Annotated in this window: 21 protein-coding genes and 2 pseudogenes; 9 read left to right on the top strand and 14 right to left on the bottom strand. The window is 42.5% G+C overall.

The window, feature by feature from the left end:
* Positions 1-9: 9 nt before the first annotated feature.
* The gene (locus JCM19038_RS21920) at positions 10-156 is read left to right on the top strand and encodes a YezD family protein (RefSeq protein ID WP_081831807.1); all 147 of its coding nucleotides are present in this window, start codon (positions 10-12) and stop codon (positions 154-156) included.
* A gap of 54 nt (positions 157-210) precedes the next feature.
* Here the strand turns inward: JCM19038_RS21920 and JCM19038_RS13760 are convergent, their stop codons facing one another.
* The 6 genes and pseudogenes from JCM19038_RS13760 to JCM19038_RS13735 all read right to left on the bottom strand — a co-directional run bounded on the left by JCM19038_RS13760 (position 211) and on the right by JCM19038_RS13735 (position 5359).
* Positions 211-819 carry a bifunctional precorrin-2 dehydrogenase/sirohydrochlorin ferrochelatase gene (locus JCM19038_RS13760; RefSeq protein WP_042419051.1) on the bottom strand — a complete coding sequence of 203 codons (609 nt, stop codon included), beginning with the start codon at positions 817-819 and terminating at the stop codon, positions 211-213.
* On the bottom strand, positions 816-1574 hold the full coding sequence (locus JCM19038_RS13755; RefSeq protein WP_042419049.1) for a sirohydrochlorin chelatase: 759 nt from the start codon (positions 1572-1574) through the stop codon (positions 816-818). The genes JCM19038_RS13760 and JCM19038_RS13755 overlap by 4 nt, the downstream gene beginning before the upstream one ends.
* On the bottom strand, positions 1498-2916 hold the full coding sequence (cobA, locus tag JCM19038_RS13750; protein ID WP_052361666.1) for a uroporphyrinogen-III C-methyltransferase: 1419 nt from the start codon (positions 2914-2916) through the stop codon (positions 1498-1500). Before cobA ends, JCM19038_RS13755 begins: the two co-directional genes overlap by 77 nt.
* Positions 2909-3523, bottom strand: a complete 615-nt coding sequence (gene cysC, locus JCM19038_RS13745; RefSeq protein ID WP_042419047.1) for an adenylyl-sulfate kinase — start codon at positions 3521-3523, stop codon at positions 2909-2911. Before cysC ends, cobA begins: the two co-directional genes overlap by 8 nt.
* Entirely contained in the window at positions 3520-4638 is a 1119-nt protein-coding gene (gene sat, locus JCM19038_RS13740) for a sulfate adenylyltransferase (protein WP_042419044.1), read from the bottom strand. Before sat ends, cysC begins: the two co-directional genes overlap by 4 nt.
* A pseudogene (locus tag JCM19038_RS13735) lies at positions 4635-5359 on the bottom strand (phosphoadenylyl-sulfate reductase). The gene sat and the pseudogene JCM19038_RS13735 overlap by 4 nt, the downstream one beginning before the upstream one ends.
* Before the next feature lie 343 nt (positions 5360-5702).
* Here JCM19038_RS13735 and JCM19038_RS13730 point away from each other — a divergent pair.
* Together JCM19038_RS13730 and cysI are read left to right on the top strand one after the other, a co-directional pair.
* Positions 5703-7514 (top strand): assimilatory sulfite reductase (NADPH) flavoprotein subunit, encoded by a 1812-nt coding sequence (locus JCM19038_RS13730; RefSeq protein WP_042419041.1) that lies wholly within the window; start codon positions 5703-5705, stop codon positions 7512-7514.
* Between the two features lie 15 nt (positions 7515-7529).
* On the top strand, positions 7530-9248 hold the full coding sequence (gene cysI / locus JCM19038_RS13725; protein ID WP_042419039.1) for an assimilatory sulfite reductase (NADPH) hemoprotein subunit: 1719 nt from the start codon (positions 7530-7532) through the stop codon (positions 9246-9248).
* Positions 9249-9288: 40 nt separating this feature from the next.
* Here cysI and JCM19038_RS13720 read toward each other — a convergent pair whose 3' ends face one another.
* The 3 genes from JCM19038_RS13720 to JCM19038_RS13710 form a co-directional block, all read right to left on the bottom strand.
* Positions 9289-9714 carry a hypothetical protein gene (locus JCM19038_RS13720; RefSeq protein ID WP_193745134.1) on the bottom strand — a complete coding sequence of 142 codons (426 nt, stop codon included), beginning with the start codon at positions 9712-9714 and terminating at the stop codon, positions 9289-9291.
* A gap of 212 nt (positions 9715-9926) precedes the next feature.
* Positions 9927-11786 carry a hypothetical protein gene (locus JCM19038_RS13715; RefSeq protein ID WP_042419034.1) on the bottom strand — a complete coding sequence of 620 codons (1860 nt, stop codon included), beginning with the start codon at positions 11784-11786 and terminating at the stop codon, positions 9927-9929.
* A 362-nt stretch (positions 11787-12148) separates the two neighbouring features.
* Positions 12149-13246, bottom strand: a complete 1098-nt coding sequence (locus tag JCM19038_RS13710) for a sugar diacid recognition domain-containing protein (protein WP_042419031.1) — start codon at positions 13244-13246, stop codon at positions 12149-12151.
* A gap of 148 nt (positions 13247-13394) precedes the next feature.
* Between JCM19038_RS13710 and JCM19038_RS13705 the strand changes: the two genes are divergently transcribed.
* From JCM19038_RS13705 to larC, 5 genes and pseudogenes are all read left to right on the top strand, one after another.
* Positions 13395-14513, top strand: coding sequence for a 2-keto-3-deoxygluconate permease (locus JCM19038_RS13705; protein ID WP_042419029.1), 1119 nt, complete (start codon positions 13395-13397; stop codon positions 14511-14513).
* The gene (gene larA, locus JCM19038_RS13700) at positions 14513-15778 is read left to right on the top strand and encodes a nickel-dependent lactate racemase (RefSeq protein ID WP_042419026.1); all 1266 of its coding nucleotides are present in this window, start codon (positions 14513-14515) and stop codon (positions 15776-15778) included. The genes JCM19038_RS13705 and larA overlap by 1 nt, the downstream gene beginning before the upstream one ends.
* A gap of 12 nt (positions 15779-15790) precedes the next feature.
* Complete coding sequence (gene larE, locus JCM19038_RS13695) at positions 15791-16606, top strand: ATP-dependent sacrificial sulfur transferase LarE (protein ID WP_042419024.1); 816 nt, start codon at positions 15791-15793, stop codon at positions 16604-16606.
* A complete protein-coding gene (gene larB, locus JCM19038_RS13690; protein WP_042419020.1) occupies positions 16603-17271 on the top strand; it encodes a nickel pincer cofactor biosynthesis protein LarB in 669 nt (222 codons plus the stop codon). Before larE ends, larB begins: the two co-directional genes overlap by 4 nt.
* Before the next feature lie 6 nt (positions 17272-17277).
* A pseudogene (gene larC, locus JCM19038_RS13685) lies at positions 17278-18500 on the top strand (nickel pincer cofactor biosynthesis protein LarC).
* Positions 18501-18547: 47 nt separating this feature from the next.
* Here larC and JCM19038_RS13680 read toward each other — a convergent pair.
* The 3 genes from JCM19038_RS13680 to JCM19038_RS13670 form a co-directional block, all read right to left on the bottom strand.
* Positions 18548-18997, bottom strand: a complete 450-nt coding sequence (locus JCM19038_RS13680) for a DinB family protein (RefSeq protein WP_042419298.1) — start codon at positions 18995-18997, stop codon at positions 18548-18550.
* Between the two features lie 26 nt (positions 18998-19023).
* Complete coding sequence (locus JCM19038_RS13675) at positions 19024-19788, bottom strand: class I SAM-dependent methyltransferase (protein WP_042419018.1); 765 nt, start codon at positions 19786-19788, stop codon at positions 19024-19026.
* Positions 19789-19877: 89 nt separating this feature from the next.
* Positions 19878-20321: a PH domain-containing protein gene (locus JCM19038_RS13670; RefSeq protein ID WP_042419016.1), complete on the bottom strand. Its 444-nt coding sequence runs from the start codon at positions 20319-20321 to the stop codon at positions 19878-19880.
* A 50-nt stretch (positions 20322-20371) separates the two neighbouring features.
* Here JCM19038_RS13670 and JCM19038_RS13665 point away from each other — a divergent pair, with 50 nt between their 5' ends.
* Entirely contained in the window at positions 20372-20686 is a 315-nt protein-coding gene (locus JCM19038_RS13665; protein WP_042419013.1) for a hypothetical protein, read from the top strand.
* Between the two features lie 353 nt (positions 20687-21039).
* On the opposite strand, the gene JCM19038_RS13655 is transcribed toward JCM19038_RS13665, so the two are convergent.
* The gene (locus JCM19038_RS13655; RefSeq protein ID WP_042419006.1) at positions 21040-21474 is read right to left on the bottom strand and encodes an N-acetyltransferase; all 435 of its coding nucleotides are present in this window, start codon (positions 21472-21474) and stop codon (positions 21040-21042) included.
* A gap of 14 nt (positions 21475-21488) precedes the next feature.
* A complete protein-coding gene (locus tag JCM19038_RS13650) occupies positions 21489-21854 on the bottom strand; it encodes an ASCH domain-containing protein (protein ID WP_042419003.1) in 366 nt (121 codons plus the stop codon).
* Between the last annotated feature and the right edge of the window lie 138 nt (positions 21855-21992).

The raw sequence follows: 21992 nt of genomic DNA, 5'->3' as shown, positions 1-21992 counted from the left end.
GGAGACTTGATGTCAGCCAGTCGTTCACAAATTGAAGAAGTTAAAGAAACCGTAGAACAGATGTTAGCCACGCTTCAATATGGTTCTGTTACGATCATCGTCCAAGATGGCCATGTCGTACAAATTGACAAAAACGAAAAGCACCGAATAAAATGACACTGCCTTTCTGGCTGTCATTTTATTCGGTGCCCCACTTTGTCCACATGGTCACTACTCCTCACCACGTCGTTTGGCGAGCAGTTTGAACTTTTCTTTACGATTTGGGTCGTTCAAAAAAGTTTGAGCTGAGATTCTCTTTAGCAATTCTGCACGCATCGTTTGCGACATCGTTTGTTGCTTCAATGCCGTACGAGCTTCTTCCAAAAAAGCTAATTCTTCTTCTACCGTCCCCGGCAAGATGTCACAAATCTCACGCTCTAGGCGTTTTGCGTAATAAGGACTTGACCCATGCGTTGAAAGAGCAACCGTCAAATTCCCTCGTTGAATCGACGCTGGAAAATGAAAATCACTTTGCGCCACCTGATCCGCTCGATAAATAAGCTGACGCGGTGCTCGATTTCGCATTAACGCATCATGTAGTTTTGGCACATTTGTACATAAGACGAGTATACTCGCAAGAAAACACTCCGAATCTCTCACCCGGCGTTTTTCCCAGCGCACCTTGTGCACAAGGCTTTCAGGTAATTCAGGCGAGATGACCAGAATGTCTGAATGGCCATCCAGCAATTGGTTGATTCTTCTCGTTCCAACCTTTCCCGCGCCAATGACAACGACTTGTGCATCTTTTGGATGCATCATAATGGAATAGCTCGCTGTCATACGTGCCCACCCGAGGCTAAAGCCCGAGAAACGATCACCGGCGCTAACTCATGATCCGCACCTAAAAACGCACACAACTTGTAGGTTGTCTCACCGTTTCGGCGTTGTAGCTTCTGTTCCAACTCGTTCATCAGAACGCCTGTAAATAGTAAGTACGGCAACACAACCGTATGCCCGGAACGTAAACGCTCAACTTTCTCTAACCCTTCTTCAACAGTCGGCGTTGTTGCTGCTAAAAAGCAAGTCTCAACATACCGACAGTCCACGCGCTCATAGATGAGACGAGCAATCTTGGCTACGTCACTCGGTTGATACCCATCACTAGATCCTCTTCCAACGAGCAAGACGTCCACATCTGCTCGCTTTGCCTTATCTGCTAACCTAGACATTCCCGCTGCTTCTAAACGTTTGACTGCCAGTTCAACAACTTCCTCACACACCCCGATGGTTTCTCTATAATGTATACGTATCGCCGGATACACTTTGATCGCTTCTTCCACTTGCTCAGGAATATCAACTCTCGCATGACCCGCTGTTAAAAGCAAAACCGGTACAACCGTAATCTCAGTTGCACCGTTTTGCACGCAGTGATCAATCGCCTCTGCAATTGTCGGGGAGGACAATTCAATAAACCCATACGTCTGGAACGCATCGTGATCAGGGTAGCGTGTCATGACATTATGAATAAACCGCTCGAACTGATTGACCCCTGCTTTCACCCGACTGCCATGACCGACGTACAAGATCGCATTCATGTTCTTCCTCCTTCATCATAAAATACGGCTTTACTGCTTGCTCAACTTCATGATCCAGACATATGGCATCTATTTGATCTGCCACCCATTCAATGCCTCCCTGCCTTAACGCATCCACGAAGAACGAAACCGATTCGACAGTCGGAAAATGGATTGTTTGTCGCTCACCACTCTCGAACTGCTTTACTAGACAATCATGACTAATTGGATGATACGTATGAGTTGTCGTTACGAGCTGTTCAGTGCCTGGTTGACTGGAAAGCGAAATTTCTGCTTCTCTCGTATCATTCTGGATCGATGAAAGACCAAACTGTTCGAGTTGTTTAGCTGCACGCTCTGTTCGAACGATCAACTCAGCACGTAGCTGTCTAATATCCTCATTACATTCACGTAGCCAAGCCATCCAATGACGAACCGCTTGAGCATCTTCAAAACAAATACTCGTCACTTTGTGCCAATTGTGCTTTGGGGATGGCTTAGCGATTGACGCCACGTGAGGATATACGAGTACATTTGCTCCTGTTTCTAGTAACTCTTGTTGTATTCCTTCATTATAATGTTCATCGTATGCAACGATATAAGATTGTCCAAAGCCATTCTTTCTCTCCCACCAACTCTTCGATTCGTATACGTGATTCACTCGACCGACTAATGTAATCGCTGGATTAGAAATACTAGCTTCTTTCGCAGTAAGTGCTAGCGTTGCTAGACTTGCCTGAACCGTTCGTTGCCTTCCTGTTGTCCCCCATTCGATGATGAGTGCAGGTTCATCATGAGACCTACCGTGCGCGAGCAGTTGATCCGTAATTTGCTGTAAGTTGTTTACCCCCATATAAAAGGCGATTGTCTCAATTCCAGCTAACGATTGCCAATCTAATTCGTCTTCCGATTCTTTCTTACGGTGACCCGCTGCGATTGCAAAGCTTGCTCCATAGTCACGGTGAGTAACGGGAACACCCGCATACAGAGGAGCCGCAATTCCCGCTGTAATACCAGGAACAACATCATAGGCAATCCCTGCTTTATCTAACGCTTGCGTTTCTTCGCCAACTCGCCCGAACACACCTGGATCGCCACCTTTTAAGCGCACGACTGTTTGGTTATTTTTCGCATAACGAATGATTTCTTCTTGAATTAACTCTTGCCGTAACGTATGGTGCTTTGGAAACTTGCCAACGTAGATAAATTCAGCAGTCGGTCGAGCGTAAAGTAAAAGCTTGGGATTGACGAGTCGATCGTATAGCACCGCATCGGCGTGCTCAAGTGCTCTAATACCCTTTGCTGTAATTAAGCCTTCATCTCCTGGACCTGCACCGATAAAATACACCTGACCATTACTCATCGGCTTGCCTCACAATGTAGTTGTGTTGATCTAAGTACTGAACAATCTTCAAAACGCCTTCTTCGACACTTAAAACGTCCGTATTGATTGTAATTTCTGGCTGTATAGGTGGTTCATATGGCGAGCTAATTCCTGTGAAATTCGGGATCATTCCCTCTCGCGCCTTTTTATATAACCCTTTCACATCTCGCTCTTCACATGCATGCAATGGGCATTCGACATAAATTTCAATAAATTCATCTTCCTTAAAGCGTTCACGAACGAGGTGACGATCCTCTCGGAACGGTGAGATAAATGCCGTAGATACGATGACTCCTGCATCCACAAACAACTTCGATACCTCTCCAATGCGGCGGATGTTCTCAACTCGATCTTCATCACTAAACCCGAGATCAGCATTTAAGCCATGCCGAACGTTATCTCCGTCTAACACATATCCCGCCAAGTTACGTCGAAAGAGTTCTAGATTAATCCCATTTGCAAGCGTAGATTTACCAGAACCAGACAGGCCGGTAAACCACAACACACAGCTCTTCGCTCCGCTTCGCTGTTGACGCTCTTCCTTCGTAACACTCGTCTCATGCCATACGATGTTTTGGTCGCTCATGACTTCACCTCTTTGTTCGTTTCTCCTTTTATAAGTACTTCAATCACTTCTTTTCGACTGAATTCCTTAGGAGGTAGGACTTGGTTACTGAGCATTTCGCGCACTTTTGTACCCGATAGAATGACATGTTCTGAGCGATCATGAGGGCACGTTTTATGTGAAGCCATGTTATCGCATGCTTTGCAGTAAAAACTATGCTCGAATAACAATGGAGTAATTCCTAATTCTCCTTCTTCAAATTCTTTGAAAATCTCTTGCGCATCATACGTCCCGTAATAATCACCCACTCCTGCATGATCGCGACCGACAATAAAATGCGTACACCCATAATTTCTACGAACGAGCGCATGAAAAATGGCTTCTCTAGGACCCGCATAACGCATAGCAGCTGGGAAAACAGACAAGTGAACACGATTTTGTGGATAATATCGTTCAAGCAACACTTTGTAACTTTCCATTCTTACGTTTGCTGGAATGTCTCCTTCTTTCGTTTCCCCAACAAGCGGATTTAAAAATAAGCCATCAATCGTCTCTAATGCGGCTTTTTGAATATATTCATGCGCACGATGTACCGGATTCCTCGTTTGAAATCCAACGACTGTTTTCCATCCATTCTCATGAAAAGCCTGTCGCGTTTCCTGAGGAGTCAAATAATCTTCTGCAAATTCTTCGCGTTCGATTTTCTTCGTGAGAACGATTTCTCCCCCAACGTAAACATTCGGTCGAACATATAATTTCGCAACACCAGGATGTGCGTGATCATTCGTTCGATAGACTTGTTCTGCTTCTACCGTTTTATCAGGTTCATAGACTGATTCAACAGTGAGCACTCCATACGTTACATCGTTATAGACGAGTCGCACCTCTTCTCCTACATTGACGGAGGAAGCGTTTGAAGCAGGAAGCGTAATTGGAACACTCCACGGTTCACCGGATGCAAGCCGCATCGATTGAACAACGGTTTCATAATCATCCTTATTAAGGAATCCTGTTAACGGACTAAAGCCACCAATTCCAAGCAATTCTAAATCTGAAAGTGCAAAAGCGTCCAAATCGATTGTTTTTGTAATGTGCTGCACTTCTTTATTCGGTTGATATCGATTTACTAACTTCACGTCTGACGTCCTCCTTCTGTATGCAAACCACACTCTGTCTTGCCAGTACCTGCCACCGTCCTGCTCGCTCATCTTCACCGGGTAACACGGGTCGAGTACAGTGTGTACACCCAATACTTGGGTAATGCTGATCATGAAGCTCGTTGTAAGGAAGTTGATGCAAACGGATGTACATCCAAATTTCTTCTTCTGTCCAATGAATGAGCGGACAGACTTTGATTTTCTGAAACTTGTGATCTGCATTCACATATTCCGTATTCGCACGCGTTGGCGATTGCTCACGTCTTAGACCAGATAACCAAGCGTCGTAAGGTTGTAAATGGTGTTCAAGCACGTCTAATTTCCTCATTTGGCAACACAAGTCTGGATTCGTCTCCCACAGCCGGTCTCCATGGACATTCGCCTGTTCTACTGGTGTTAACGCCGGCTTCGCTTGTGTGATCTCAAACGATGGGTAACGCTTTTCCACTCGTTCAATCAGTTGTTTCGTCTCTTTGAAATGAAAGTCCGTATCTAAAAACAAGATCCTTGCATCTTTTTGCACTTTGGAAAGTAAATCAAGGAGCACCATCGCTTCTGCACCAAAGCTACACGCATAGATGAGCCGGTTCCCAAATGAATGATCGGCCCATTTCAGCACATCTAGACTATCTTTGTTATGAAGCTTTCGATTCAACGTTTCATAGTCTTCATGTTGAGCGGTATGATAGCGAACACTCATGAACTTCCACTTCCTCACAATATTCTTAGTAAATGGATATGTTTTACAGTGATTCTACATTCCTATGCAATCTTTGTCAAAATAAAATGTAAATTCAAACGAAAAGAATTTCTTAATTCTTCTCATAAAAAGCCTTAAAACGATAAAAACCCCTACTACGATCACATCTTAATCTACTTCCTTACTCAATGGTATGCTTGCGAAGTCCTCTTCACTCTCTTAATATTCCATAAAACCAACTTGACAACTTTGTTTAGTTAGCATAACATTGTGCTAAATTTATAATTGTAAGAACATTCCATTTCATCTTCCGGAATTCAACCACGACTAAGGGGGAACTTCATTGCATCTTAAGACAACTTCTAGTCCTTTTACTGAAGAACAAGTACAGCTGTTAAATCAATTGCTACCAACACTGTCAGCAGAACAGAAAATTTGGTTGAGTGGATACATAAGCGCACAATCTTTTGCAAGCGAAGTAGTACCCACATCTTCTACCGAACCTGCCTTGAGCGATCACAGCCCCATCAATGCGACCGTCCTCTATGGATCACAAACGGGGAATTCTCAAAGCGTTGCTGAAACACTCGCTCTGCGACTCCAAGAAATCGGAATTGATGCGGATCTACACTCAATGAGAGATTACAAAACGAAAGAACTTAAGTCTGTGGAGCGACTTTTCCTCATCATTAGTACCCACGGTGAAGGTGAACCTCCAGACAATGCGATTGGATTTTATGAACATGCATTTAGCCGCAAAATGCCGAAGCTAGACGGCGTACAATTCTCCGTTCTATCACTTGGCGATGAGTCGTATGAATTCTTTTGTCAAACGGGAAAAGAACTGGATGACTTATTCGAAAAACTCGGCGGAGAACGCATCGTCCAAAGAGCAGACTGTGATGTGGATTTTGAAGAAGTGGCGAACGAATGGGTAAACGAAGTGGTCACGAAAATGTCTGATAATCAACAATCAGCTAAAGCCCCATCAACGTCACTGACACCATTAACCGAGAACCCTCCAAGTCAGTACTCAAGAAGCAACCCATACCATGCTGAAGTGCTTGAGAATATTAATTTAAATGGACGAGGATCGAACAAAGAAACTCGGCACATTGAGCTGTCACTTGAAGACTCTGGTTTTACCTTTTCTCCCGGTGATAGCATCGGTATTTTCCCTGAAAATGACGAGTTGATCGTTCATCAATTACTTGAGCTTACGAATTGGGATGGCAATCTTGAAGTGACGATCAATAAAAACAATGACACCGTTTCGCTAAGAGAAGCACTACTTAAACAGTATGAAATTACTGTATTAACGAAGCCTCTTCTTACTAAAACAAAGCAGTGGATGAATGAAGAAGACGTAGATGATTTAATTCGAGAAGGAAATCAAGATCAATTGCGTGATTATCTAGAAGGTCGTGATCTTATTGATTACATCAAAGATTTCGGACCCATTCAAACGTCTGCAGAAGAATTTGTTGCCACACTTAGAAAAATCCCGCCGCGCCTTTATTCAATTGCAAGTAGTCATTTGGCGAATGAAGATGAAGTTCATTTGACGGTCTCTGCCGTTCGTTATGATCTAAATGAGCGAGCGCGAAGTGGCGTTTGTTCCGTTCAATGTGCGGAGCGTACAGAAGTTGGCGGTGCCCTTCCAATTTTCGTGCAAAAGAATGATAATTTCCGTCTTCCTATCGATCCTGATGCTCCCATTATTATGGTCGGACCTGGGACTGGCGTGGCACCATACCGAAGCTTTCTTGAAGAACGCGAAGAACTTGATGCTTCAGGGAAATCGTGGTTATTTTTTGGTGATCAACATTTTGTGACTGATTTTCTATATCAAGTTGACTGGCAACGTTGGCTTTCAAACGGGACGCTTACGAAAATGGACGTTGCGTTCTCACGGGATACCGATGAAAAAATATATGTTCAACACCGTATGAAAGAACAATCGAAGGAATTGTATAACTGGATTGATGCAGGCGCAACGATTTATGTGTGCGGAGATGAAAAACAAATGGCACAAGACGTCCACGCTACCTTAACAGAGATTATCGCTGAGGAAGGCAATTATACGACAGAGGAAGCAGACAGCTTTTTAAAGAAGTTGCAACAAGAACAACGATATCAACGAGATGTCTACTAAACGAGGTGAAAAATAATGGCGAACGAGAACAATGTACACATTCAAAACGGTCCTCCTAGTGATGTCGAAGAAATTAAAGAAAAGAGCAACTATTTGCGAGGAACACTCGAGGAAACACTCGCCAATCCTATTACCGCTGGCATACCTGACGAAGACAATCGTTTAATGAAGTTTCACGGAAGTTACTTGCAAGACGACCGAGATCTTAGAAACGAACGGCGAAAACAAAAGCTCGAACCAGCTCACCAATTTATGGTGCGCGTTCGTGCCCCTGGTGGGGTTGCCACACCTACACAATGGCTCGCCATGGATGAGTTAGCCACTCAATACGGGAATGGGACGCTAAAGCTGACGACACGTCAAGCGTTTCAAATCCACGGCATCATCAAGTGGAACATGAAAGAAACGATTCATGCTATTAATGAATCGTTAATGGACACGTTAGCCGCCTGCGGTGATGTAAACCGCAATGTGATGTTGAACCCAAATCCAGACCTCTCTTCTGTTCACCAAGAAGTCTATGAATGGGCGAGCAAACTGAGTGAATACCTCTCCCCAAGAACGAGGGCTTATCATGAGATCTGGCTTGGAGAGGAAAAAGTAGCGAGTAGCAAAGAAGATGAGCAAGAACCGATGTATGGAAAACTGTACTTACCTCGAAAATTTAAAATGGGGATCGCAATCCCTCCTTCTAACGATGTGGATGTGTTCTCACAAGATATCGGGCTCATCGCGATTATCGAGAACGATCAACTGATCGGGTTTAACGTGAGTGTTGGCGGAGGAATGGGGATGACTCACGGAGATGAGAACACGTACCCTCAACTGTCTCGAATGATCGGTTTTTGTACTCCTGAACAAGTAACGGATCTCTCAGAAAAACTCATCACAATTCAACGAGATTACGGCAATCGCAACGAACGAAAATACGCACGATTCAAATATACAATTGATGCTCGAGGAGTCGATTGGTTAAAAGCTGAATTACACGAACGCCTCGGGTATGAACTCGCTGAATCCAAACCGTTTAATTTCACTCATAACGGCGATCGTTACGGCTGGGTTAAAGGCGCGAACAACCGTTGGAACTATACGTTGTTCATTCAAAATGGCCGGATTAAAGATGATGACGATTACCGTTTAATGACTGCTTTAAGAGAAATTGCCCACATTCACACTGGGGAGTTCCGCTTATCTGCCAACCAGAATCTAGTGATTAGTAACATCACCGCGCCGAAGAAAAAAGCGATTCGTGACATCTTCGAGAATTACAACATTGTCGCAGAAGATCAGTTATCTGCTTTACGGAAAAGTTCCATGGCTTGCGTCTCCTTCCCTACTTGTGGACTCGCAATGGCAGAATCAGAACGCTACCTTCCTAGTCTCATTGATAAACTAGAAGAGACGGTGAACGAAGCGGGGCTCAGGAATAAAGAGATTGTTATCCGCATGTCCGGATGTCCAAACGGTTGCTCTCGAGCAGCTCTAGCTGAAATTGGCTTTATTGGTAAAGCACCGGGCAAATACAACTTATACCTTGGCGGAGGCTTTAAAGGCGAACGCCTAAGTAAAATGTACAAAGAGAATATTGGCGAAGAAGAGATTCTCTCCATTCTCCGCCCCCTTCTCATCGACTATGGCAAACACCGAGAAAGCGAGGAACATTTCGGTGATTACGTCATTCGTGCCGGGTATATCCAAGAGACGAGTGACGGAACGAACTTTCATCAATAATTAAACAAAACCGCCAAACGAGCATATACTCGTTTGGCGGTTATTCGTTTAACGCTTCCTTCACAATCTCTAACATCTCTTGTGATTCCACTTTATAAAGCGGATAGATATGATCGTTGTCTCGTTGATCTTGAAACGATCCACCACTCTCACTTAACCAGACATAATAGTTCAACTTACCAAACTCAAACTCATAATCAGGGTCAACCACATCACTGATTGACGGTTGCCGAGAACTCTGTCCCTTACCAATGATTGATTGAATCGTTTCAATATCTTCTTGATCATCGATGGCGACTGTTGAGTCCGGTACTCTCTCATTAAACGTTTCCACCTCAGTGATGATAATTGTCTCGAGGTCTTTCTCTAACAAACTCATGTCCCCTCGTTCATCTCCAACCTCTTCTCTTCCCTCACAAGCACTCAAAATGAGGAATAGCACAACGACATAAACGAAAGAGCGCATCATTAACATCTCCTAACACAATCGAATTTTCACTAAGCATCTGCAACGTGGTGTGTAAACCCTTTACATTTATCATAGAGCCTATAAAATTCAACCTGCCACGAACTAATGGCAGATTGGCGTTATAATAGATAGTTTTTTCTGCAAACTTAGTTTTCGTCTTTGCATTAGAACATTAATTCCTGCTAAATCATTGTATAATTACAACATTATTAACGTTTTGTTTTACAACACCGGACACGGACTGAGTTTTGCAAGATTTGATTTCCACTAACAACTGGCACTTCTCGATACCTAGCAAACAACACAAGATCTCCCGTAGTTCCGATTGGAATAACGTCTACTTGATTTCCATTGGCATCGAACCATCCGATAAACTCTAAGCCTGGTGGTGATTGAGGAGCTTGCAGAACAATTGGAAGGTCTGAAGGTTGATACGTGCTTGGGTTCGGATTGTCTCCGAAAACGTCAACATAGGTTATTGTGAATGTAGGGGTTGGGTTAAAAACGAGTACGATTTGATTATTCAGCAACTCTACTGTCCAATCTTCAAATCCAGACACTGGTTTAATAACTGTTTGCCGATCTGTTTCTGTTAGTATTGGATAGCTTTCTGTTGGGACACCTACAACAATTGGACTTCGCTCTGGATCAGGAAATACATAAGGCGTGACTTCTAACTGAAAAACAGTTCCATTTAATAACGGTCCCGTTACTCGTATAACATTGTCAATGCTCTCAATAAAGAAGTTATTTGGCTCACGCACGATACCTTGGACGTTTAATGTGCCTGCATTGTAAATTCCTGCACCGTCTGGAGCATCGTTTTGTTCAAACTGGCTAAATACAAGAAAATTTAGTGTGCCATTATTCCTTATAGCTCCTCCTTGCAGTAAAGCTTCGTTCTCCAAGAATTGAGTGTTTTGCAGAGTAAGTGTTCCATTATTAAATATCGCACCAGCTACGTTGCTAACGTTACGAATAAAGGAAAGCGCACTTCCGTTTACAGTAGTGTCATTGACAAATAATGCTCCCCCATCGTCGTTTGCGACATTCTCAGTAAACGTGCAATTCGAAAGGTCAACTGGAGATTGATTATTAATAAACATCGCTGCACCTTGAGACGCACGTTGACTCAAAAACGTACAGTTTGAAACATTACCTGCAGTAAAGCCATTAAAGAAAACACCACCGCCACCAAAAATCGCCTCATTCTCAATGAAAGTGCTTTCTGCCATCCCCATTCTAGCCGTATTGTTTACAAATATACCTGCCCCAAATTGAGCAAAGTTATTTCTAAAGTTGCTAATGATCGAGCCCGTCGATTCAGCATTTAAATAAATGGCTCCACCATTTAACCTTGAAGTATTTGCAACAAACTCTCCTCCTGCCACAATGAGTTCTGATCTTGGATTGATAAAAATGGCACCACCGTCACCAGATTCATTGAAATTGAAACGACAATCCCTAAACTCTAACGTCGTATCCAAATTAGCAAACACTACACCGCCTGCAACGGTCGCTCTATTGTTATTAAAGACAGTATTTATACACTCTATTTGAGATGATGAATTTATAAATATAGCTCCACCGTTTTGACCAGCGACATTATTTATTAGGTTTGAATTTGCAATCGTAAACGTTGAAGCTCCTCCAGCATAAAGTGCTCCTCCATTAGCCGTTGAAGTACAATTTGCTACTTGTACGTTTGTTAAATTCGTTGTGTTAGCTTCCATGTCAATAGCTGATCCTTGAAGAAAGGAGGTTGCATTTTGCAAACTCGCATTTATGATATTAACAAACCCAAAGCTTCGAATCATCGGACTCGCTGTTACATTGCTGCCATCAATGGTTATGTCTTGTAGATTCAATGTGCCACTTGCTGTGACATTAAACATTATTCCTGTAAAACCTACTGATCGGAATAACTCCACCGAAGGGTCGACTCCTCGAATCGTTACATTGTAATCAATCACTAATCCATTAATAATTTCTATGTCATTTGCAATAATAATATCCGGTTCACGCATCGCCAATGCTAGCAGTAGCTCAGCAAACGTTGTGACAAGCATGACATTTCCCCCCTGTTCACTTATCTAATCATTTCATAGTATAGTCACCTTTCTTTCTTTTGCTTGTGTGCATGTACAAATTTCTAGTAATTAAGAAATCTACCCACGCTGTATTTATAATGCTAGGTAATAATAAGCAATATGATTAGTAAGGGGGATCACTTCTAGATTTACAAACACATCAACAAACTAATTACACGCTACATAATGTACATTAAGACCTTTCTAAATACTTAAGCCAACCGCGAGCAATTGCACAAAACCTATCATTCATAGGTTTCTAGTATTTCATTCCTATTAGATTGATCGGCAACATTACTTACATCAATTTAATAAGTTAGTATTGATTAAAGCGTGTACTTTCATTTTAAGTCAACATCCAACCGCAACAATTTTAGAGCGAGCTGAAGCTCAAATGCTTCACGGACATTTCTAGGATTCAACTTCGTTTTCTCATGAATGTTTTCAAGCCGGTATTTGAGCGTGTTGCGGTGAATTTTCAATCGTCTTGCGGTCTGTTCGCTACTTCCATTCTCAGCAAAAAACGCTTCAAGCGTCGCTATTTCTTTTTCTTTCAACGATGCAAATAGGCGATACGTAAAATGGTGAGCCCGTTCTTCGGTGACGTCTGCCAATAAGACGTCCATTTCATAATCTTCATAGGCAAGCATGCCAGGTACGTTCCTTAGATTTGCAAACACGATACAACAGTCATCAAAGAGACCTTTCGTCTCATCTAATCGATGAAAGGTTGGACTATACATCATTCGTAGTTCAGGATAATGCCGATGTAAATCTGTGTACAATTTTTTCGCACTCGTGACGAGCTTTTTAGATGAGATCGAAGACGTTAACACAGCAAATCGATTAATCTCTGTGCACGTTACAAAGCTTTTTGTCGTATCGATAAACTGCTCAACATGTGTTAGAAAGTCTTTTCTATTTAGACCTGCGACATTCGGTTCAATCATGATCAGTAAATAAGGGGATTGAAGCTCGTATCCTAGAATCTCTAATTTGCTCGTAATATCCGCTAATGAACCTTTATAAAGTAGAATTTCTTCTAGAATCGTTTGCTTAGAATTTTGTAACCACCCTTTATGCGAAATCAAAAAATTCTGCTTGATTAACAGTTCAGTCGTTAACTTTGCCATTTCTGAGAGTTCCTTGATTTGTTCTGGTTCCCCAGTAATCCCAACTACCCCTACTAATTCGTCTTGAAAGTAAATCGGCATATTGATGCCCGGTCGTACATCCTGGTAATGCACTACATCTTCGTTCGTTACGATGAGAGGAGTGCCTGTTTCCAGCACAGATTGTGCACCTTCATGAACGGTATAAAGACGGCGATCGTCTGTACTTGCAATGATGACACCGTTCACATCCATAATATTCATATGATAATGCAATTTAGATGCTGTTTCTTTAATAATGGAATTGGCAATATCGACAGTAAGCATGTCCTTCCCACCTCTTTTGTTCCTATTATACAATTTTGTTAATAATTTTGTGAGTATTTTGTGCATTCGTGCTGATTTATTTCTGGACACCCTCTTGTATAATGACTGAAAACGCTCTCAAAAAAAAACAAAGATGGGGGTTGCAAACATGCAAATCAAGAAGACGATTGAAAAAGTACCAGGGGGCTTAATGGTTATTCCACTCCTTCTCGGAGCAACGCTAAACACCGTTGACCAATTGCAAATTCCGTGGATTGTTGATTTTCTCCAAATGCTCGGTGCAGAACAACAAGAAAATGGGAATTATGAGTTTTTGAGACTTGGTGGGTTTTCTGAGTGGTTATTTAAAGATGGTGCAATGGTGTTAATTGCATTGTTCCTCTTTTGTTGTGGTAGCCAAATGAACTTAAAAATTGGCGGAAAAGCGTTAAAAATCGGTACATTACTCCTCGTCGCGAAATACGGCTCTGGGGTAGCTGTAGGTTTTGCATTCGCATCAATCTTTGGTGTGATGGACGGATTACTCGGATTATCACTTATGACCATTGTTGCAGCCATGACAAATGGTAATGGTGGAATGTACGCTGCACTAACGTCTCAATATGGACGCCGTTCGGATGTTGGTGGCGTAGCCGTCCTTTCGTTAAATGACGGACCGTTCTTAACGATGGTTGCACTAGGTGTGATCGGTACTAGCTTTCCATTTATTGCATTTGTAGCCGTGCTTTTACCGATTCTTATTGGTATGATATTAGGTAACTTGGATGAAGATATCCGAGAATTTCTAAAACCAGGTGAGATTTTACCAGTACCATTCTTCGCCTTCGCACTCGGTGCAGGCATGAACTTAGCTTTATTCTTTAATCCAGAAGTTGTTGGAGCAGGTATTTTACTTGGTGTACTTACAACTGTAGTGACTGGTTTCGCAGGTATGCTCATATTTAAATTGTTCAAAGAACGAAGTTATATTGCCCCATGGGCAGAAGCATCGACCGCAGGGAACGCCACAGCAACACCAATGGCAATTGCAGCGGCTGCTAGTTCTTCTGGTGCTGCAATGAGTGCTTCACAAGTGCAGGCCTATCAAGACTTAGTACCACTCGCAACGGCGCAAATTTCACTTGCCGTTATCGTAACTGCCCTGCTCTGTCCAGTTGCCGTTATCATCGTTGACCGTTGGCAACGAAAGCAAGGAATTGATGGTCGACTTGAAGATGATGAAATGGATGAACTAGACGCAGACAATAATAACAAGGAGGCATCCTAATGAAACAAACCTTGCTCTACGGAAAAGAAAATCTAACGATCGATGTACCTGACCACGCCCAAATTATTGAACCAAAACATATACCCGCCGTTGACGATCAAATGGGAGCTGTGCTGAAAAGCATGGCTTCTCCTATTGGAACAAAATCACTCAAAGAGACGGTCAACAAAGATGATACGGTAGCAATTGTAATCAGTGACATTACACGCCCAACACCGAATCATATTCTTGTTCCGGCAATCTTGAAAATGCTTGATCACGTTCCTCATGAACAATTTGTTATTATTAACGGAACGGGCACACACCGTGATCAAACGCGCGAAGAATTTGTCGGTATGCTTGGAGAATGGATCGTTGATAACATTCGAATTGTGAACAACCAATGCCACAACAACGATGAACTCGTTAAAGTCGGTGAAAGCAAATACGGCTGTGACGTCTATTTAAATAAGGATTATGTTGAAGCAGATTTTCGAATTGTAACAGGTTTTATTGAACCTCACTTCTTTGCAGGGTTCTCTGGAGGACCGAAAGGAATTATGCCCGGCATTGCCGGTATTGAAACGATTATGACGTTCCACAACGCGCGTATGATTGGAAACCCGAAAGCAACGTGGGGCAACATGGTCGATAACCCTGTTCAAGACATGACACGAGAAATTAATGCTATGTGTAAACCAGAATTTATGCTCAATGTCACACTGAACGGTGATAAAGACATTACAGCCGTATTCTCAGGCGAATTGTATGAAGCCCATGATGCTGGATGCGCCTACGCCAAAGAACATGCCATGGTAAAGTGTGACGATCGCTTCGATGTGGTCATCACATCCAATTCAGGCTACCCTCTTGATCAGAATTTATATCAAGCCGTCAAAGGGATGAGTGCTGCTCATAAGATTGTAAAAGAAGGCGGTACGATTATCGTCGCTTCTGAATGTTCCGATGGGCTACCAGGTCACGGCAACTATGCCGATATTTTGAAAATGGCAAGTACACCTGCCGAACTCCTTCAAATGATCGAAGATCCTGAATTTAAAATGTTCGATCAGTGGCAAGTCCAAAAGCAAGCCGTCATCCAAGTCTGGGCAGACGTTCATGTGTATTCCAAGTTAAGCGATGAACAAGTGAACACGGCCATGCTAACACCGAGCCACTCGATTACAGATACGTTAGACAAACTTAACCATACGACCGATCGTGAATTAAGCGTAGCCGTCCTCCCTTTAGGACCACTGACGATCCCTTATGTAGAAGAAGATTAAAGGAGAGATACGATGCACAGTGACGAAAAGCTCTTGCAGTTAGAAGAGATTTTGCAAGAGATGGGCACCGTAGTTGTTGCATTTTCAGGAGGGGTCGACAGTTCGTTTTTGCTTGCTGTTGCCCTTAAAACACTCGGCCCAGAACACGTACTGGCAGTTACCGCCAATTCCGAAACACTTCCAGAGCGCGAACTCCAAGATGCTATTGTAATTGCAGATGAACTCGGTGCTCCTCATCATATTATTGAAACGTCTGAACTTGCCGTTGAGGGATTTGAAGACAATTTATCGAACCGCTGTTATCTTTGCCGTGACAACTTGTTCCATAACTTAAAGCCAATTCTCGAAGATCAAGGCTTTGAGAATATTGTCTTCGGCTTAATTGCTGATGATATGGGTGAACATCGTCCAGGAGTGATTGCGGCACGTGAGCACGGTGTTCGAGGACCTTTGCAAGAAGCAAATCTATTCAAAGAAGAAATTCGAAGCTTTGCACGAGAGATGGGAATTTCTGCTTGGAACAAACCATCGTATGCGTGCCTCGCTTCTCGTATTGCTTTTGAAGAGAAAATTACGATTGAAAAGTTAGAAAAAGTTGACGCTGCTGAACACTTTATTCAACACTTAGGCGTTCAACAAATTCGAGTTCGCTCCCACGACAACATCGCACGTATTGAAGTTGATCCTAATGATATGGCGATCATTTTAGAAAATCACAAAGCGATCCACGAAAAACTCAAAGACATAGGTTTTCTCTACATTACGTTAGACCTTAAAGGTTACAAAAGCGGAAGCATGAACGCAATGATTAAAGGAGTCCCATCATGAGCAATGAACATCACGTCGACTTTGACCGGGAAAGCCGCACTGGTTTTCCCGAGATCATTTACGGAGAAGGCAAAACCTCCGCACAAATCATCAATATTATTCACGAGCTTCTTCCACGACATCACAAAGCATTAATCACTCGTATCGATGAAACAAAAGCCACAGAAGTCTTACATCACTTCCCAGAAGGTCGCTATAACGTTGCTGCTAGAACGCTCGTCTACGGGCAGTGCGATCCAATTGAACTTGGGCATGTGCTCATCGTTAGCGCAGGTACATCTGACGTCCCTGTTCGAGAAGAAGCTGTAGAAACAGGCCAATGGCTAGGTTGTCCCGTTGAGACGATGACCGATGTTGGGGTTGCGGGCATCGACCGCCTATTATCCCAAAAAGAAACGTTACAAAAAGCAAGTGTCGTCATCGTCATTGCCGGCATGGAAGGCGCCTTAAGTTCTGTTGTGGCTGGGCTCGTCAAGCGACCCGTACTAGCTGTTCCTACTTCAGTTGGTTATGGAGCGAATCTTGAAGGAATCACACCGCTACTTGCAATGGTAAGTAGTTGTGCTTCTGGAATGAGTGTTGTGAACATCAACAACGGTTTTGGAGCGATGTATCAAGCCGCACAAATCTTGAAGCTTGCAGCTGATTTAAGCGAAGAAAGGTAGTTACAGATGAACACGTTATATATTGATTGCATTTCTGGCATCGCCGGTGACATGATGCTCTCTGCCCTTGTTGACGCTGGCGCTAATGAAGAAACGATTATTTCCCAACTTGACACATTACCTATTGATCATTTTCATATGTCCTTTGACAATGTTGTCAAAATGGGAATCGCTTCAAAGTACTTACAATTAGATGTTCATGATCATGAACATAGTCATTCCCACGACCACAATCATTCGCATAATCACGGTCATGATCACGTACACCGAACGGCAAAAGATATTTTCCATTTAATCGAACAGAGCGAGCTATCAGAACGAGTGCAAGAAAGAAGCATTGCTGTCTTTACTGCAATTGCTCATGCTGAAGGAACCATTCATGGCATGAACCTGATGACGTTCACTTTCACGAAGTCGGAGCGATGGATTCGATTATTGATATTATCGGGATCTGTATTGCGCTTGAAGATCTTAACATTGATCAGATCATCTCGTCACCTGTTCCAACAGGATCAGGGAAGTTGCATATGGCACACGGATTGTACCCAATCCCCGCCCCAGCGACAACCGAATTGTTAAAAGGCATCCCACTCGCACCACTTGAAGCGAAAGGCGAACTCACAACACCCACCGGTGCGGGAATCTTAAAGGCACTGGCATCCACCTTTGGCCAAGTTCCTGAAGGGATCATTTCAGCAATTGGATACGGCGCAGGAAAAAAAGATTTCCCTAAACATCCCAATGTCATGCGCGTGCTCATCATGAATGATGTCCCAAAGCACCGTGAGCGCCTCGTGATCTCACAATGTCAAGTTGATGATATGACTGGCGAAGCGCTCGGCTTTGCGTTAGAAAGATTGTTTGAGCATGAGATATTTGATGCTTACTACACACCCGTGTACATGAAGAAAAATCGTCCTGGCGTTTTAATTACCGTCATTTCAAAACCCGGGCAAGCACAAGTAGTCGAACAAACGCTACTTAAAGAAACGAGTACGCTTGGAGTCAGACAAACTACAGCAACACGTAACCCGATGAAGCGTTCGATGGAAACGCTCGACACTCCACTCGGTGCGATTAACGTAAAACACGCAAGCACAGCGGACGGAATTGTAAAAAGGTCGTATGAATACGAAGACCTTAAACGAGTAGCGAATGAACATCACTTGTCGTTACAACAAGTGATTGAAGCGACATATGATTGGGAACGCGAGAATTCAAAAAAGTAGTAGACTTCAGCTCTCAAATCTATTGATTGAGAGCTGAAGTCTACTTTCTATTCAAGAAACCGTGCCACTACAGGTTGTCGCCCTAACTCTCTAGACCAAATGGAAAGTTGACCGCTATGATGAATCTCGTGGACAACCATATGATGTAGAATATCATCGACGGTCTGAACAGAGTTGTCCCAAGGAACACTAACTTCATTGACGAGATCTCGATTGGTTAGCGAATGTAATCCTTGGTTGATCTCTTGATGAAAACGATTGGATAACGCTTGAATTTGATCTAAAGATTGATGATCCGCATACTTCACCACTATGTCCTCTTCACCCCTGATCACACGCAACCAACTATATTCCACTTCAACGATATGAAACAATGTATATAATATATTGCCGACGCCCCTAACTCGATCTATTGTTAACTCTTCATGGGGTACTTCACGGCACCAATCAAACCACGATTCTCGAATTTTCCAGTTGTACTCAAACAGCTTTAGCATCATGATCCCCCCCTTTTGTAATCCAACTATACCTCTGTACGATCAACACGACCCCAAAATAACTCTGTTTCATATAAGAACGGAACTTTACCATCTTGCTCATATCGGTTAAAAAGGCACTGTAACTCAGCCATCATCGGCTCATAGTTCTCATGTTCTGGCATCGGTGTGTACGATGATGACTTGACTCTTCCACATAACCCTTCAAAATCAAACGTTTGCTGCATCTGAAAACGTGCTTTATGCATCGTGTTATCAGTAAAAAATACCCGCAAGTCTTCATCAGCAATGTTTTTATGATTAACTTTGAAGTAATCAATACCATAATGGTGCCATAGCCCCTCTAACTCTTCCATAAAAGGCGTTCCTGTTACTTGACGCTTATTCCAAATGAGAGCGACAGTCCCATCAGGTTTTAGTATTCGGTTAAACTCTTCTTTTACAGCTACTCGATCGAACCAATGAAAAGACTGTGCACACGTAATTGCGTCAACGGATTGATCTTCTAAACCGGTCGCTTCAGCAGAACCTGCAGTCGTGTTAAATGCTTGGTCGTCTCCGATTACTTTTTTTGATGCGTTACGCATGACCGGGTCAGGCTCTACCGCAATAACATGCGTCCCCCGTTCAACGAGCAACTTAGAAAATATGCCAGTTCCCGCTCCAATGTCGGCTACTGTTGAATGATCTGAAACAATCTGATGTTCATATAAATAATCAATTGCTTCACGTGGATAGGTTGGACGATACTTCACATAATCTTCTACTCGCTTTGAAAACTTGTGTTCCATGTTTAATCCCGCCTCTCTTGTTCAGTAATCGAAGTATTATTATGGTAGGATACTTATATAACTTTTTTTATTTTCTGTCTATTCAAGAGTTAGAGATCAGTTGAATCGTTGCTCAAATGCCTACGAATCTCTTTTAGAAATTGCTCATCTTGTTGAGGCGAGATCCGAACACTACCAAACCATCCATTAGAATAAAAGATTTCAAATCCATCTCCTGCCAAATGAAGCTTGTATCCACCTGAAGTATACCCCAACCCTCGAAAGCGCTCAATGCGAGTGATCTTTTCATATGGAATCGTATTTTTAATAGGTCCTGCTTGTACGTTTAATTGCTGCTCCGTAATTACATACTTCACCGTCATCAACATCCAAAAGCAAAGTGCTACAACCACAATTAGAAAGATAAACGGCAACCATACCCATAGGGTTGAAACACTAAAGAAAAGTGTACTACCTGCTAAGCTGACGACACTCATCATGACAACGATGATGAACACGACCATACGTTTGTCAACTCTTGAACGAAATGTCATACGCCCTGTTTCACCCACTTTCGTGATAACTAAATCTCAAGGAGGTCACGATGCACATTATCATCGCCACTTCGGTTATGTTTGTATTAGGCTTGTTATTTATCGGTGTAAGTTTACCTCTCTATTACAAGAAGGTTAAACCGAATTCCTTTTATGGGATAGTCCCTAACATTTATGGGTGCGATTCAGATTGGTATGTTAAAAACAAACGAGGCGCTAGGAAAGTGATTGTCATTTCAAAGGTGATCTGTGTAACCAGCTTTATTCCATTAGTAATTCCAGAATTCTCGGCAACTATAGCAACGATTTGGATCGTGGGATCTTGTACTGCAATTGATATCATTGCTACATACGTCCATCACTGAATGGCGATCCAAGCGTTCGCTTTAAATCAATTCGATCAACGGTGAGAACCCGCCTTCTGACATGAAGAATACAAAGCCTGTAAACAAAATTAACACAAAACAAACCGACGCCGTTAGTATGTTTTGCGATATCTTGAATGCGTTTTCTCCTTTTTTGAATGCCCATAGTGACATCACTAAGCCGCTTACCGATAGTGCTAAACATAAAATGAACGCGACCCAAGGTAAAACTTCGGCAAGATATGCTAAACCTGTGGAAAAAAACATCACCAGATAAAGAAATGCAAATAATGTAGCGAGATTCGATACACGATTTACCTTTGAACTCATGCCGCTTTTCTCCCCTTCCCCCGTTAAATATCTTTACTCCATTCAAGAACGTATTCACCCTCATTCGTGTGCTCGTCAATCGCTTCCTTCTTCACGAGAAAACCGTTCTTCTCGTAAAATCGAATCGCTGATTTGTTCTTCTTGTATACGTTTAGAGTCACGACATCGTTCTGTTGCTTGGCGAAGTTCAGTAGCTCTTTTCCATACCCTTTCTTTTGTTTCGTAACATCAACGAAGAGTGCTGCAATGACGTGATTGACCATTGATAAAAATCCGACGATATGTGATTGATCCCTAATAACATACGTCGTTGATTGCGGTAAATACGATTCTTTCATTGCTTGCTTTTGCGACTTCCAATATGACTCGTCAATAAAGTCATGTGCCTGTATTGAACCTTCGTACCAAATGTTTATGAGTGTATCTACTTCTTCTAGTTTCGCAACGTTAATCTCCATTTGAATGATCCTCACTATTTGATATTTGATTTGTCTACATCAACAACCTGAACACCGATCGCTAACGCACCGTAAGCTTTCTCTTCTTCAGGCGTATACAATTTATACGTTGCATTCATCATCTCGTCCATCGTCCATCCGCAACAGTCCATTTGCTCAAATGCAACGTCTTCGTATAAAGCGAGAAATGATTCGTACGAATTAAGAGTCGTCACCTTGCACAAAACAGTTCTTGCCATGTCGTCTTCAAGAAAAAATCGAATGCAATCACCAACTTGAACTGTACTTACTTGCTGATCATTTAATCTTACTTCGACTGTTTTGGTCTGATACACAATGGATTGAAAAGGTACGTCATATAAGCTTAAGTTATGGTTCATTTAGGTTTCCCCCTTTTTCGCTTCTGTAAAATGATACCAAGGATTAAACGAACCACGTGCAATGTACTTAAATTCAAATTGCGGTTAATGAACGTTTAAACCCCATTCAGTAAGTGTCTACAGTCTATAAGAATAATC

The sequence above is a fragment of the Geomicrobium sp. JCM 19038 genome (assembly GCF_000698125.1).
GTDB lineage: Bacteria > Bacillota > Bacilli > Bacillales > Marinococcaceae > Geomicrobium_A.
The sequence above is the reverse complement of the archived record's forward strand: the minus strand, read 5'-3'. Positions and strand labels throughout refer to the sequence as shown.

Coding starts and splice junctions, on each gene's coding strand:
- JCM19038_RS21920 (WP_081831807.1), top strand. CDS start 10: ATGTCAGCCAGTCGTTCACAAATTGAAGAAGTTAAAGAAACCGTAGAA.
- JCM19038_RS13760 (WP_042419051.1), bottom strand. CDS start 819: ATGACAGCGAGCTATTCCATTATGATGCATCCAAAAGATGCACAAGTC.
- JCM19038_RS13755 (WP_042419049.1), bottom strand. CDS start 1,574: ATGAATGCGATCTTGTACGTCGGTCATGGCAGTCGGGTGAAAGCAGGG.
- cobA (WP_052361666.1), bottom strand. CDS start 2,916: ATGAGTAATGGTCAGGTGTATTTTATCGGTGCAGGTCCAGGAGATGAA.
- cysC (WP_042419047.1), bottom strand. CDS start 3,523: ATGAGCGACCAAAACATCGTATGGCATGAGACGAGTGTTACGAAGGAA.
- cysI (WP_042419039.1), top strand. CDS start 7,530: ATGGCGAACGAGAACAATGTACACATTCAAAACGGTCCTCCTAGTGAT.
- JCM19038_RS13720 (WP_193745134.1), bottom strand. CDS start 9,714: ATGCGCTCTTTCGTTTATGTCGTTGTGCTATTCCTCATTTTGAGTGCT.
- JCM19038_RS13715 (WP_042419034.1), bottom strand. CDS start 11,786: ATGCTTGTCACAACGTTTGCTGAGCTACTGCTAGCATTGGCGATGCGT.
- JCM19038_RS13710 (WP_042419031.1), bottom strand. CDS start 13,246: ATGCTTACTGTCGATATTGCCAATTCCATTATTAAAGAAACAGCATCT.
- JCM19038_RS13705 (WP_042419029.1), top strand. CDS start 13,395: ATGCAAATCAAGAAGACGATTGAAAAAGTACCAGGGGGCTTAATGGTT.
- larA (WP_042419026.1), top strand. CDS start 14,513: ATGAAACAAACCTTGCTCTACGGAAAAGAAAATCTAACGATCGATGTA.
- larE (WP_042419024.1), top strand. CDS start 15,791: ATGCACAGTGACGAAAAGCTCTTGCAGTTAGAAGAGATTTTGCAAGAG.
- larB (WP_042419020.1), top strand. CDS start 16,603: ATGAGCAATGAACATCACGTCGACTTTGACCGGGAAAGCCGCACTGGT.
- JCM19038_RS13680 (WP_042419298.1), bottom strand. CDS start 18,997: ATGCTAAAGCTGTTTGAGTACAACTGGAAAATTCGAGAATCGTGGTTT.
- JCM19038_RS13675 (WP_042419018.1), bottom strand. CDS start 19,788: ATGGAACACAAGTTTTCAAAGCGAGTAGAAGATTATGTGAAGTATCGT.
- JCM19038_RS13670 (WP_042419016.1), bottom strand. CDS start 20,321: ATGACATTTCGTTCAAGAGTTGACAAACGTATGGTCGTGTTCATCATC.
- JCM19038_RS13665 (WP_042419013.1), top strand. CDS start 20,372: ATGCACATTATCATCGCCACTTCGGTTATGTTTGTATTAGGCTTGTTA.
- JCM19038_RS13655 (WP_042419006.1), bottom strand. CDS start 21,474: ATGGAGATTAACGTTGCGAAACTAGAAGAAGTAGATACACTCATAAAC.
- JCM19038_RS13650 (WP_042419003.1), bottom strand. CDS start 21,854: ATGAACCATAACTTAAGCTTATATGACGTACCTTTTCAATCCATTGTG.